The 13,705-nt window shown below is 35.3% G+C and carries 8 protein-coding genes; 5 read left to right on the top strand and 3 right to left on the bottom strand.

The annotated features are described in order from the left end of the window. Positions 1-166: 166 nt before the first annotated feature. Both QLS65_RS02845 and QLS65_RS02840 read left to right on the top strand, forming a co-directional pair. On the top strand, positions 167-2,581 hold the full coding sequence (locus QLS65_RS02845) for a ribonucleoside-diphosphate reductase subunit alpha (protein ID WP_282715089.1): 2,415 nt from the start codon (positions 167-169) through the stop codon (positions 2,579-2,581). Positions 2,582-3,101: 520 nt separating this feature from the next. Continuing rightward, on the top strand, positions 3,102-3,593 hold the full coding sequence (locus QLS65_RS02840; protein ID WP_282715088.1) for an RDD family protein: 492 nt from the start codon (positions 3,102-3,104) through the stop codon (positions 3,591-3,593). A 66-nt stretch (positions 3,594-3,659) separates the two neighbouring features. Here QLS65_RS02840 and metE read toward each other — a convergent pair whose 3' ends face one another. Further along, a complete protein-coding gene (gene metE / locus QLS65_RS02835; RefSeq protein WP_282715087.1) occupies positions 3,660-5,984 on the bottom strand; it encodes a 5-methyltetrahydropteroyltriglutamate--homocysteine S-methyltransferase in 2,325 nt (774 codons plus the stop codon). Between the two features lie 155 nt (positions 5,985-6,139). On the opposite strand from metE, the gene QLS65_RS02830 reads away from it, so the two are divergent. From QLS65_RS02830 to QLS65_RS02820, 3 genes are all read left to right on the top strand, one after another. Continuing rightward, on the top strand, positions 6,140-6,601 hold the full coding sequence (locus QLS65_RS02830; protein WP_282710921.1) for an Lrp/AsnC family transcriptional regulator: 462 nt from the start codon (positions 6,140-6,142) through the stop codon (positions 6,599-6,601). A gap of 134 nt (positions 6,602-6,735) precedes the next feature. Next, positions 6,736-8,082, top strand: coding sequence for a dGTP triphosphohydrolase (dgt, locus tag QLS65_RS02825; protein ID WP_282715086.1), 1,347 nt, complete (start codon positions 6,736-6,738; stop codon positions 8,080-8,082). Positions 8,083-8,117: 35 nt separating this feature from the next. Continuing rightward, a complete protein-coding gene (locus QLS65_RS02820) occupies positions 8,118-10,778 on the top strand; it encodes a T9SS-dependent M36 family metallopeptidase (protein ID WP_282715084.1) in 2,661 nt (886 codons plus the stop codon). Positions 10,779-10,826: 48 nt separating this feature from the next. Here the strand turns inward: QLS65_RS02820 and QLS65_RS02815 are convergent, their stop codons facing one another. Together QLS65_RS02815 and QLS65_RS02810 are read right to left on the bottom strand one after the other, a co-directional pair. Next, on the bottom strand, positions 10,827-11,861 hold the full coding sequence (locus QLS65_RS02815; protein WP_282710917.1) for a DUF3078 domain-containing protein: 1,035 nt from the start codon (positions 11,859-11,861) through the stop codon (positions 10,827-10,829). 38 nt (positions 11,862-11,899) lie between these two features. Continuing rightward, positions 11,900-13,681 (bottom strand): 1-deoxy-D-xylulose-5-phosphate synthase, encoded by a 1,782-nt coding sequence (locus QLS65_RS02810; RefSeq protein ID WP_282715082.1) that lies wholly within the window; start codon positions 13,679-13,681, stop codon positions 11,900-11,902. Positions 13,682-13,705: the final 24 nt, after the last annotated feature.

Genomic DNA, 13,705 nt, shown 5'->3' with positions numbered 1-13,705 from the left:
CATCATCGGGTGTTTTAGCCCCGATGGAAGGGAATATCCTTTCTAGTCCTGAACTTTTTTCAGGACTAGAAAGATTGGAATGACAGCGGGATTAGCTTCCCAAAAAAATGAAACAAATACTCAAAAACGGGAAAGGGATTTTCTGTTTTTTAAAACAATTAAGCGTATGTATGTAGTTAAAAGAGATGGGCACAAAGAGCCGGTAATGTTCGACAAAATCACTGACAGAATTAAAAAATTATGTTATGGTTTGAATGATTTGGTTGATGCTGTGAAAGTGGCAATGCGCGTAATTGAAGGACTTTATGATGGTGTTTCGACATCTGAATTGGATAATCTTGCTGCCGAAACTGCGGCTTCAATGACTATTGCGCATCCTGATTATGCACAATTAGCAGCTCGTATTGCAATCTCAAATTTACATTCGAATACCAAAAAATCATTCTCGGAAACGATGAATGATATGTTCAATTATGTAAACCCAAGAAACGGTCAATATGCTCCGTTACTTTCTGAGGAAGTACATAAAGTGATTATGGATAATGCGGAGTTTCTAGACTCACATATTATATACAATAGAGATTTCAATTACGATTATTTTGGGTTTAAAACCTTGGAAAGATCGTATTTGCTAAAAATAAACGGTAAAATTGTAGAGCGTCCGCAACACATGTTAATGCGGGTGTCAGTCGGGATTCACTTAGACGATTTGAAATCGGTAATAGAAACCTACGACTTAATGTCGAAAAAGTTCTTTACGCATGCAACACCAACTTTATTTAATGCCGGAACGCCAAAGCCTCAAATGTCTTCTTGTTTCCTTTTGGCAATGCAAGATGATAGTATTGACGGGATTTATGATACGTTGAAACAAACGGCAAAAATCTCCCAATCAGCAGGTGGAGTTGGACTTTCTATTCATAACGTGAGAGCTACTGGTTCTTACATACGTGGAACAAACGGAACGTCAAACGGAATTGTTCCTATGTTAAGAGTTTTCAATGACACTGCGCGTTATGTGGATCAAGGAGGAGGAAAACGTAAAGGTAGTTTTGCCATTTATATTGAAACTTGGCATGCGGATATTTTTGAATTCCTAGACTTGAAAAAGAATACCGGAAAAGAAGAAATGCGTGCAAGAGATTTGTTTTTTGCCATGTGGACTTCAGATTTGTTTATGAAAAGAGTACAGGAAGACAGTTATTGGACGTTGATGTGTCCGAATGAATGTCCGGGATTGTATGATGTGTATGGCGAAGAATTTGAAGCGATGTACATTGATTACGAGAAACGTGGAAAAGGGAGAAAAACCATCAAAGCGCATGAATTGTGGGAGAAAATTCTAGAATCGCAAATTGAAACTGGAACACCTTACATGTTGTACAAAGATGCAGCCAACAGAAAATCAAACCAAAAAAATCTAGGTACGATTCGTTCTTCGAATTTGTGTACCGAGATTATGGAATTCACTTCGAAAGATGAAATTGCGGTTTGTAACCTGGCTTCACTTTCGTTGCCAATGTTTGTGGAAAACAAAAAATTCAATCACGATTTGTTGTTCACCGTTACCAAACGTGTAACCAGAAACTTGAATAAAGTTATTGACAGAAATTATTATCCGGTAAAAGAAGCTGAAAACTCAAATATGCGTCACAGACCAGTTGGTCTAGGAGTACAAGGACTAGCCGATGCTTTTATTATGTTGCGCTTGCCGTTTACGAGTGACGAAGCTAAAAAAATGAACCAGGATATTTTTGAAACTTTATATTTTGCAGCTGTTACTGCTTCTATGGAAATGGCCAAAGAAGAAGGACCGTATTCTACTTTTGAAGGTTCGCCAATGTCACAAGGAGAATTTCAGTTCAATTTGTGGGGAATGAAAGATGAGGAATTATCTGGTCGTTGGGACTGGGCCTCTTTGCGAAAAGAAGTAATGAAACACGGGGTGAGAAACTCATTATTAGTAGCGCCAATGCCTACAGCTTCGACTTCTCAAATTTTGGGTAACAACGAAGCATTCGAACCATATACTTCTAATATTTACACCAGAAGAGTACTTTCGGGTGAGTTTATTGTGGTAAACAAACACTTGTTACACGATTTAGTAGAACGCGGTTTGTGGAACGAAACCTTGAAACAAGAATTAATGCGAAATAACGGTTCAGTTCAAGCGCTTGATATTCCGCAAGACTTGAAAGAATTGTACAAAACCGTTTGGGAAATGTCTATGAAAGACATTATTGATATGTCACGTCAACGTGGTTATTTTGTGGATCAATCACAATCGTTGAACTTATTCATGCAAAATGCCAATTATTCTAAATTGACATCGATGCATTTCTATGCTTGGCAATCCGGATTGAAAACGGGAATGTATTATTTAAGAACAAAAGCTGCGGTGGATGCGATTAAATTTACATTGAACAATGATAAAAAAGCAGATCCAATTGAAGTGAAAGAACAACCAATCGCTGTTCCTGTTGTCGCTGAAGCTGTAGAAATGACTGCCGAAGAATACAGAGCAATGATTGAATTGTCTAAGAATGCAGGTCCGGACGAATGTGAAATGTGTGGGTCTTAAGTTTTTTAAAATAAAAAAAGGCTTCAATTGCAGTTGAAGCCTTTTCTAAATTTAATTATAGATAATAGAATTGAAGTTCTATTCTATAGCCAAACATTTATTTGTTTTTCACACCCCAAATATAAAAATTTTTGGTAAAAAAAGGACTTCTTTATTGTTAAATGTCTAAATTTTTAAACATGAGTGCAAAGAAGACCACTGCTGTTGGAAATAGAAGCGCAATAACTGGAAAATTTGTTACTTCTAGTTATGCTTCTAAGCATCCGAAAACTACTGTTAGTATTTCGAAGAAAAAGTAGTTTTTTAATTTTAAGGTCAGCTATCATTTATGGTAGCTGACTTTTTTTAAGCTATTTACTTCGTAGGTTCGCTTTGTTCGTGCCCATTTTTCCGATGTAATCTCTTCATTTTTTCTTCTATTCGGGCTAAAATATCAGGAAGTTACTTCTTAAATTTGTAAATAATTCACTATATTTGAGATAGTTATCATTATAAGTAATCATTTTTTATATGAACTACTATGGAAAATAAAAAATTTACTGTTACAGATGATTTATTAGCTTCCAAAAGCCAACGTCTCCTGAATTTCATTATCGATGTATTGATTATTTATATCATCGAAATCACCATTGGCACCACCATAATTATAATAGGAGATTTGACCCATAGTTATGCTGCGTCGAATTGGGTTACATCATTAAGCCTAATTGAAAGCTTCTTTTTTGGACTGATTATCCTGTTTTTTTATTACTCAATTACCGAAATGTATTTCTCCAGAACCTTCGCTAAATATTTTACAAAAACACTAGTTGTAAAAAACGACGGTTCAAAACCAAATATGAAAAGCATTATTATACGTACAGTATCGAGATTAATTCCTTTAGAGCCTTTTTCTTTTTTAACGGCTGAACGAGGATGGCATGATACATTATCCGTTACGTATGTGGTGAAAAAGCATGAATTTGTAGAAAAAAAGAAATTGCTTAATCCATCAGATGAGATTGTAGTTTAGCAACAGTATCCCTTAAAAACAAAACCTAGTAAATTTAAAAATTTACTAGGTTTTTTATTTTAATGATTAAACAGTTGCAATGTTTTCTACAGCAATCCTCATCTCTTGAGCAGCGGCTACCATTTCTATTAAAGCCTTTTTAGTTTCGTCCCAATGGCGGGTTTTTAAACCACAATCCGGATTGACCCAAAGTTGGTCGACAGGAATGACAGCCGAAGCTTTTTCTAATAATTTTACCATTTCGGTACTGGAAGGTACACGAGGCGAGTGAATGTCATACACACCAGGCCCTATTTCATTTGGATAATTGAAATCGGCAAAAGCATCCAGTAATTCCATTTGCGAACGCGAACATTCTATGGTGATTACATCGGCATCCATATCAGCAATATTCTGGATGATGTCATTGAATTCGCTGTAACACATGTGTGTGTGAATCTGGGTGTCATCTTTTACGCCACTTGCCGAAATTCTGAACGCTTTTACGGCCCAATCCAAATAGGTTGCCCATTCTTCTTTGCGTAAAGGCAATCCTTCTCGAATGGCAGGTTCGTCAATTTGAATAATCTTAATTCCTGCATTTTCTAAATCGACTACTTCATCTCTAATCGCCAATGCAATTTGAGTACAGGTTTCTGAGCGCGGTTGATCGTTGCGGACAAAGGACCATTGTAAAATAGTCACGGGACCAGTTAGCATTCCTTTTACCCATTTTTGCGTAAGCGATTGTGCAAAGGCTGACCATTTCACAGTCATCGGATTTGGACGCGATACATCACCATAAATAACGGGAGGTTTTACACAACGGCTTCCGTAACTTTGTACCCAGCCGTTTTTGGTAAATGCAAATCCGTCTAATTGTTCTCCAAAATATTCCACCATGTCATTGCGTTCAAATTCTCCGTGCACCAATACATCAATGCCGGTTTCTTCTTGAAAGCGAATCGTTTCTTCGGTTTCTTTTTGGAGTAAATCATCGTATTGTTGTTGGTTTAATTCGCCTTTTTTGAACTTCGCTCTCCAGCTACGCACTTCGGTGGTTTGCGGGAAAGAACCAATAGTTGTAGTTGGTAATAACGGAAGATTCAATACGTTTATTTGTTTTTTTCTTCGAATGGAAAACGGAGTTCCTCTCTGATCATAACCGGTTGTAATGCTGGCGACACGATTTTTCACTGCATCATTATGGATTAATTTAGATGTTTTTCGGTTTTCGTTTGCGATCGTATTTTCTTGAAATAAAACCGATTCATGTTGAGTTATCTCATTTAAAGCAAAGCTTTGAAGCAGCACTACTTCATCGATTTTTTGTTTGGCGAAAGCCAGCCATTGTTTGATTTCGGGAGTTAGTGTTGTGTTATTAGTTTCTAAATCCAAATCGCATGGCGAGTGAATAAGAGAGCACGATGGCGCAATTAAGATTCTGTTTTCGCCAAGTGCGTCCGTTGCTTTCTTGATAAGGGCTAAAGATTTTTTGAAATCATTTTTCCAAATATTTCTTCCATCTACAACACCAAGCGAAAGATTCACATTATCTGATAATTGTCCGGATTCTAAAATATCATCCAATTGCGAATGACAACGCACCAAATCCAAATGCAAAGTATGAACGGGTAAGGCAAGGACAGTTTCAAGATTTTCACCAAAACAATCAAAATAGTTAGTAAGGATTAATTTGATTTTAGGAAAACGTTTGTTGATTTCGGTATACACATAAGTGATGGCATTTCTTTCTTTATCAGTTAGATTCAAAGCCAAGAATGGTTCGTCAAATTGAATCCATGCTACATTTTCATTTTCCAGTTTTTGAAGAATTTCAAAATAAACCGGAAGTAATTTATTGATAAGGTCTATTCTATGGAAACCTTCTTCCTTTTCTTTTCCGAGAAGCAAGTAGGAAACAGGTCCTATAAGTACGGGTTTTGTTGCGATTCCTAAAGCATTGGCTTCTTTGAACTCGTTGATTATTTTTTCGGAGAATAATTTGAATTCTTGGTCTTTTGTAAATTCCGGTACGATGTAATGGTAATTGGTATCAAACCATTTTGTCATTTCCATCGCAACTACATCTTCTCCGTCTTTTTGTGAACCTCTTGCCATGACAAAATACAAATCGATAATGGAGTTTGTTTTGGCTAATTCTTGATAGCGTTTTGGGATAACACCTAATGTAAGTGATAAATCCAGTACTTGATCGTAAAACGAAAAGTCATTGGAAGGGATTAAATCGATTCCGGCCTCGGCTTGTAACTGCCAGTTTTCCTTGCGGATAGTTGCACCTACAGTTAAAAGTTCTGCTACAGAAATTTTTCCTGCCCAATACGATTCACAGGCTTTTTTTAATTCTCTGTTGCTACCAATTCTTGGATAACCTAGATTGTTTGTTTTCATTGTATACAGTATTTTTTACTATGCAAAGTTATTGTATTGGATATTTAAACTTAAATTAGCACATTGTTTCAGTGAATAAAAATGCTGTATGAGTATATGGCAGGTTTTAGTTCTGAATGAAACTTTTAAAATGATTTTTAACAGTAAAAAATACTATGGAAAATATAGACAACATTGATTTACAAATTTTAAAACACCTACAAGAAAACTCCAATATCAATACTAAAGAGCTAGCAAGTAAATTATTTCTGACGGTTACACCAGTCTATGAGCGGATAAAAAGACTGGAACGAGATGGCTATATTATGAAATATGTTGCCTTGCTTGATAAGAAAAAATTAAATCTTGGAATGACTGTTTTTTGTAATGTACGACTAAAGGAACATGCTAAAAATGTGGGGAGTAATTTTGTAAAAGATATTGTTGCCCTTCCTGAAATTATCGAATGCTACAACATTGCAGGAGATTATGATTTTATGTTGAAAATCCTGGTGGAAGATATGTCCAGTTACCAAGATTTTGTGATGAATAAACTATCCACTATCGAAAATATCGGGAATACGCAAAGTGTTTTTGTGATGGGAGAAATCAAGCACAGTACGGCATTGGCTATTTAACAATGCAAAATGATTGAGTTAGAATTTTTGTTTTAAGAGAATTTTAATTGCGGGGTAAAATCTTAAAATAAAATGTATTTTTGGTTCTTTTAAATCGGAGATCAAAATTCGTTAATCTGAAATTATAAATCATAATGAACTGGGAACAACTTTTATCACTAAGAAGACAAGGCGACAAGGGCAAAAGATTGCGTGTAGAACAAGACGATACCCGTTTGGGTTTTGAGGTTGATTATGATCGTATAATCTTCTCGTCTGCTTTTAGAAGTTTACAGGATAAAACACAAGTTATTCCATTGTCGAAAACTGATTTTGTACATACCAGATTAACACACAGTTTAGAAGTTTCGGTAGTAGGACGCTCTTTAGGGCGATTGGTTGGTAAGAAAATCATAGAAAAATATCCACATTTGAAAGAAGTTCATGGCTATCATATGAATGATTTTGGGGCTATTGTTGCCGCAGCGTCTTTGGCGCATGATATTGGGAATCCGCCCTTTGGACATTCAGGAGAAAAAGCGATTGGAGAGTATTTTTCGATTGGAAAAGGACAGCAATACAAAGACCAGCTTACAGCCAAAGAGTGGCAGGATTTAATTGATTTTGAAGGAAATGCGAATGGATTTTCAGTACTGACAGCAGGTCGCCCCGGAATTGAAGGTGGACTTAGAATTTCCTATGCGACTCTTGGTGCTTTTATGAAATATCCAAAAGAAAGTCTGCCGAAAAAACCTACCGCAGCTATTGCAGATAAAAAATACGGTTTTTTTCAAACTGATAAAGTCTTTTTTCAAGATGTGGCTGCTGATATGGGTTTGATTCTAAATAAATCAGGAGATAATATAGGTTTCGAAAGACATCCTTTGGCTTATTTAGTCGAAGCTGCGGATGATATTTGTTATACCATTATCGATTTTGAAGACGGAATCAATTTAGGGTTAGTTTCGGAGGATTTTGCCTTGGAATATTTGATAAAATTGGTAAAAGACAGTATTGACACCTCTAAATACAAAACTTTAGAAACCAAAGAAGATAGAATCAGTTATTTGCGAGCTTTGGCAATTGGTAGTTTAATTAATGATGCTGTGAAAGTTTTTATCGAAAATGAAGCATTAATTATGGATGGTAAATTCCCGTTTGCCATCATGGATAAAAGTAAGTATAAAGCGCAGATGGATGATATCATTAAAATCAGCGTTAAAAACATTTACCAAAGCCGTGAAGTCATTGAGAAAGAAATTGTTGGGTACCAAATTATACAAACCTTGTTAGATAAATTCATAACAGCTTTCAATAATAAATTCAACGGAAATGCGTCCAACTATGATTCCTTAATCCTGAAAATGTTGCCTGAGAAACATCATTTAGAAAAGGAAAATCTTTATGGAAGATTACTTCATATTTGTCATTATGTGTCGCTGCTGACTGATGGAAATGCACTCGAATTATTTGAAACTATTAATGGTAGAAAGAAAAATTAATTCATATCTTAACCAAATATTTTAATCAATATTTTATGAAAAAAACGGTACTCTCCATATTAATGATGTTCCCATTATTTCTTTTTTCTCAGTCTAACAAAGAAATAATTCAAAGTTATTTAAAGACATCTCATGCCAAGAACAACATTTCAAATCATGATTTCAAAGAGTGGACAATTCAAAGTGAAGGAGGTTTTACAACATCTGGAATTGAGAATTGTTATGTGATACAACGTTATCAAGGAATTGAAATATTTAGGGCAGTTTCAAATTTTTCAATAAAAGGCAGAAAAGTAATTGATGTTCAAAAAAGAATTATTGATGATGTTTCAAAAAAAGTAAATGCTACAACGCCCTCTTTATCTGCGGTAGATGCTTTGGTGAAAGCCTATTTCCAATTAGGTATTACTGTTAAGGATAAACTTGATGTGATAGAAAATCTAGGGTCAAATAAATTTAAATTGAGTAATGGATTAGGCATTGAAGAACCTGTTATTGCAAATTTAGTATACCACCAAGAAAGCGACAATAAATTAATTTTGGCCTGGGATTTTAATATTCATACCAGCGTACATGATCACTTATGGAGTGTTAGAATAGACGCTTTAAATGGTAAATTATTGGAAAAAAATGATTTAGTTATTTCTTGTAATTTTGATAGAAATAAAGTGTATTCATCAACGAAAGACTTATCAATTATAAACAATGATATAACGTATAAGCAAATTTATTCTGGGACATCATCTGCAGCAGTTGGAGGGTCATATCGCGTTATTCCATTCAATTATGAAAGCCCGAGTCATAGCCCATTTCAACTCATTTCAAATCCTTCGGATGCTAAAGCATCTCTTTTTGGCTGGCATGATGTTGACGGAGCAGATGGTGCGGATTACACTATAACACGAGGTAATAATGTATGGGCCAAAGATGATTTTGCCGGAGATAATTCAACTGTTTCAAGTAGTCCTGAAGGTGGAAATTCTTTGATTTTTGATTTTCCTTATGGAGGTACAAATGTTGATGCAAGAACATATATTGATGCTGCAAATACGAATTTATTTTATATGAATAATATAATGCATGATGTGTGGTATCAATATGGGTTTGATGAAGCTAGCGGTAATTTTCAAGAAAACAATTATGGACGTGGAGGTGTATCTAGTGATTATGTTATTGCCGAAGCACAAGATGGTTCATTAGCTGTGCCAATGAGTTTGAATAATGCTAATTTTTCTGTTCCAGTTGATGGCAATAGAGGTAGAATGCAAATGTTTTTATGGAATAGAGCTCCTGAAATAAAACCAATTATAGTTAATTCACCATCAATTTTAGCTGGTAATTATGTAGCAAAGCAGAATTCTTTTAATCCGGGACGCGTTGATTTGCCTATTACACCAAGTTTTTTGCAATCAGATTTAGTGCTATATCTTGATAGTTTTGGAGGGACATCAGAAGGCTGTGTGTCTCCTTCTAATAGAGCTGATTTGAATGGAAAAATAGTTATTTTAAGAAGAGGAAGTTGCAATTTTGTTGTTAAGGTAAAAGCGGCGCAAAATGCAGGAGCAATTGCAGTGATTGTTGTAAATAATGTTGATTCAGATTTGATTATGTCTGGAGCAGATGCAACAATAAATATACCCGCTATTAGTGTTAGTAGTTCCATTGGGGAAACTATTATAAATCAAATGAAGACTGAGGCTGTAAATGTAAAAATACAAGCACAATCATCTCCATTTATAAATGTAGATGGTGATTTTGACAATGGTATTATTGCGCATGAATATGGTCATGGGATTTCAATACGTTTAGCGGGTGGTCCTAATAATTCCAATTGTTTGAGCAATACTGATCAAATGGGGGAAGGTTGGTCTGACTGGTTTGCGTTGATGATGCAAATTAAACCAGGTGATTTTGGTGGAGCAAGAAGAGGAATCGGAACTTTTGTTTCTTCAGAATCTACTGATGGGCTTGGTATAAGAGATTATCCTTATTCAACTGATAGAGTCATCAATCCTATGACATATGTGTTTACTAATAATTACCAATCTGTTGATAATGATGGTGTTGAAAAGACTTCGGTTCATGGTGTTGGTTCAGTTTGGGCTACTATGTTATGGGATTTAACGTGGGCTTATATCAATAAATATGGGTATGATAATAATAAATATTCAGGTCAGGGAGGCAATAATAAATTGATGCGAATTGTTTTAGATGGAATAAAATTACAGCCATGTAGTCCCACTTTTGTAGATGCTAGAAATGCTATCTTAGCAGCTGATCAGGCAATAACTGGAGGGCAGGATTATTGTATGATTTGGGAAGTATTTGCAGCTAGAGGTTTGGGGGTTAATGCAACAGCTGGTGATAAAAATAAAGGGAATGACCAAGTGGAAGATTTTACCAGGCCTGCTGATGGACCTAATTGTTCTTTAGCTGTTAATGATTTTGATAGCGAAGATGTGATGAGAGTTTTTCCAAATCCATCGAGAGGAGAAATTACAGTAAGAATTAACAACTACATTGGTGATGTTGATATTAAAATGATTGATAGTAATGGTAGGATTGTTTATAAAGCTGTAAAACAAGAGTTTATTAATGAGAAAAATATTAATTTAAGTCAACTTACTCAGGGAATTTATATTCTAGAAATAGTAGGAGAAGCACTGAATTATAAAGAAAAAGTTATTATCAATTAATAAATTATATTTTAAAAAAAATCTTGAAATAATTTTCAAGATTTTTTTTTAAAATATATATTCGATTCCAACTCCAATAGCTTGTCGTACTTGTGTTTTTGGACCTTCAGTTACTTGTATTCCTGCAATTTCTCTTTTTGATTTGATATCGTCATCATAAATAACATGCGCTCCAATATTTGCTTTTACATATTGATTCACCACAAGTTCTACTAGAAAGTCGCAATCTACATCTATGTTTCCAAAACGATTTACATAATCAGAATATAAGCTTAGACGATTTTCCAGATTGATATTTTTGAAGATTTCTTTTTTGTATTTATTGGTTATTAAAAAACCGAGTTCCATTTTTGATCTTTCTCCTTCGGTGAGTAGATTTCCTTCCAGGTCATAGGTAGCCTTGGCAACACCAAAAGCACCTTGATCTGCCAATCTTTGGTCTAAAACTAAGGTTGTTTTAAATGTAAATGGCGAGATATAAAATGTTCTTTTTTTATCCTTATCAATATTTTCAGCACCTACACCCATAAAAATATAAGCTGGCGCAAAAGGTTTTGAGATTGCTTTTTCAGTATTTGGATACGCATAACCATTTGTGAATTGTGTATTAAAATTGAATTTAGCCGAATGATACCAGTTTGAAAGAGTGTCTTTTCTATAGCCAAATGTGGAGTTTAATTGTATCGCATCTTCTGTTTTTCGTATGTCGATCCCGTCTTGTTTATTCAAACCGTATTTAACGATTAACTCATTCGACCAGTTGTAATTGCTCCTGGCGTAAACTCTATGGAATTTTCCTTTAAACAATCCTGAAATCGAACTTGTTCCCCCTGCACTCCAGTTGACAAAGGCAACTTCAGAGATGTCAAAACCTAAACTGTTTTTTTTACTCCAATGGGATAATGGAAGATAATACGTCAGAGTTTGTATTTTAAATGCTACTTTCAACGGTTTGTTTGCTGTTGATAGTGTTGTTATAGGTTTAAGTGTATCAGATAATGATGTGATTTTTACTTCTTGGGAGAAACTATTAAATGAGATTGTAAAAGTAAGTACAAGGAGTGTGTAGGTTAATAATTTCATTTTGGACTAGTTATGTTTAAGGTTGCAAAATAATTATTTTAATAACTCGAAAAAAGTATTTCAAGACTTTTAACGTCAATTTTGCAGTATTGTTGTAATTCAGCTACAGTTCCTTGCTCGATAAACTCATCAGGAATACCTAGAACGGTTACTTTTGAAGTATAATTGTTTTTTGAGGCGAACTCCAGAATCGCACTTCCAAAACCGCCTTTTACGGCACCATCTTCTATAGTAATTATTGTTGCGAATTCTGTAAAAATGGTGTGCAATGCATTTTCGTCTAATGGTTTAACAAATGGAAAGTCATAATGTGCAATGGTTTCTGGATGCTTTATTTTGGCTATAGCCAACGTGACATTATTGCCAATAGTTCCATTGGATAAAACGGCTACTTTTGAACCTTCTTTTATACAAGCACTTTTTCCAATTTCTATTTTTTTATACGTTCCAAGATGTTGCGTCTGCCAATCGGCAATAACACCGCGCCCTCTTGGATAACGGATAGCGATAGGATGATCTAATCCCAATTGTGCGGTGTATAAAATATTTTGTAATGCTATTTCGTTGCGAGGCGCATAAACAATCATATTAGGAATACAACGTAAATAAGCCAAATCGAAAACACCGTGATGCGTTGCGCCGTCTTCTCCCACTAAACCGGCTCTATCCAAACAAAAAATCACTGGAAGATTCTGTAAAGCCACATCGTGAATCACCTGATCGTATCCTCTTTGTAAAAAAGTGGAGTAAATGTTACAAAAAACGACCATTCCTTGAGTTGCCATTCCGGCTGCTAAAGTCACAGCGTGTTGCTCGGCGATTCCTACATCAAAAGCACGTTTTGGAAAAGCCTCCATCATAAATTTCAAGGAGCTTCCAGATGGCATTGCAGGCGTAATTCCTATAATTTTTTCATTTTTTTTGGCTAAATCCAATACGGTCAAGCCAAAAACATCCTGATATTTTGGAGGTAGATTTTCTTCGGATTTGATGTGAATTTCTCCTGTTGCAGCGTCAAATTTCCCTGGTGCATGATACTTTACCTGATTTTCTTCGGCTTGTTGCAGTCCTTTTCCTTTGGTGGTAATGATATGAAGGAATTTTGGTCCTTTGGTTTTTTGTAAACGTTTCAATTCTTTGATGACAGCAAAAATATCATGACCGTCTATTGGACCTGAATAATTAAAATTCAAAGACTTAATCATGTTGTTTTGCCTCGGATTTTTTCCTGCTTTTACGGCAGTGAGGTATTGTTTTAAAGCACCTACACTTGGGTCAATTCCAATAGCATTATCATTAAGAATAACCAATAAATTAGCATCGGTAACTCCGGCGTGATTTAATCCTTCAAACGCCATTCCTGATGCGATAGAAGCATCTCCAATCACCGCAATGTGTTGTTTATTGAAATCGCCTTTCAAATTAGAGGCAATTGCCATTCCTAAAGCTGCCGAAATGGAAGTAGAGGAGTGGCCTACGCCAAAAGCATCGTGAATACTCTCACTTCTTTTTGGGAAACCGGAAATACCGCCCAATTGTCTGTTAGTATGAAAACTTTCTCTTCTTCCTGTCAGTATTTTATGTCCGTAGGCTTGATGGCCTACATCCCAAATCAATAAATCATTTGGCGTGTCAAACACATAATGCAAAGCAATGGTCAATTCTATAACTCCTAAACTGGCGCCAAGATGTCCTTCTTTTGCAGCCACAATATCGATAATGAAATCACGTAATTCCTGAGCAACCTGAGGAAGTTGGGCTTCATCAAGCAGTCTTAAATCGGTTGGGTTATTGATGTTTGAAAGTAAATTATCTGACATAAAGCAAATGTACGAATTGAATTC

This window comes from Flavobacterium algoritolerans (assembly GCF_030010385.1).
GTDB classification, from domain to species: Bacteria; Bacteroidota; Bacteroidia; order Flavobacteriales; family Flavobacteriaceae; genus Flavobacterium; species Flavobacterium algoritolerans.
Note: the sequence above shows the minus strand (reverse complement) of the source record. Positions and strands in the feature narration are given on the sequence as shown.

Coding starts and splice junctions, on each gene's coding strand:
- QLS65_RS02845 (WP_282715089.1), top strand. CDS start 167: ATGTATGTAGTTAAAAGAGATGGGCACAAAGAGCCGGTAATGTTCGAC.
- QLS65_RS02840 (WP_282715088.1), top strand. CDS start 3,102: ATGGAAAATAAAAAATTTACTGTTACAGATGATTTATTAGCTTCCAAA.
- metE (WP_282715087.1), bottom strand. CDS start 5,984: ATGAAAACAAACAATCTAGGTTATCCAAGAATTGGTAGCAACAGAGAA.
- QLS65_RS02830 (WP_282710921.1), top strand. CDS start 6,140: ATGGAAAATATAGACAACATTGATTTACAAATTTTAAAACACCTACAA.
- dgt (WP_282715086.1), top strand. CDS start 6,736: ATGAACTGGGAACAACTTTTATCACTAAGAAGACAAGGCGACAAGGGC.
- QLS65_RS02820 (WP_282715084.1), top strand. CDS start 8,118: ATGAAAAAAACGGTACTCTCCATATTAATGATGTTCCCATTATTTCTT.
- QLS65_RS02815 (WP_282710917.1), bottom strand. CDS start 11,861: ATGAAATTATTAACCTACACACTCCTTGTACTTACTTTTACAATCTCA.
- QLS65_RS02810 (WP_282715082.1), bottom strand. CDS start 13,681: ATGTCAGATAATTTACTTTCAAACATCAATAACCCAACCGATTTAAGA.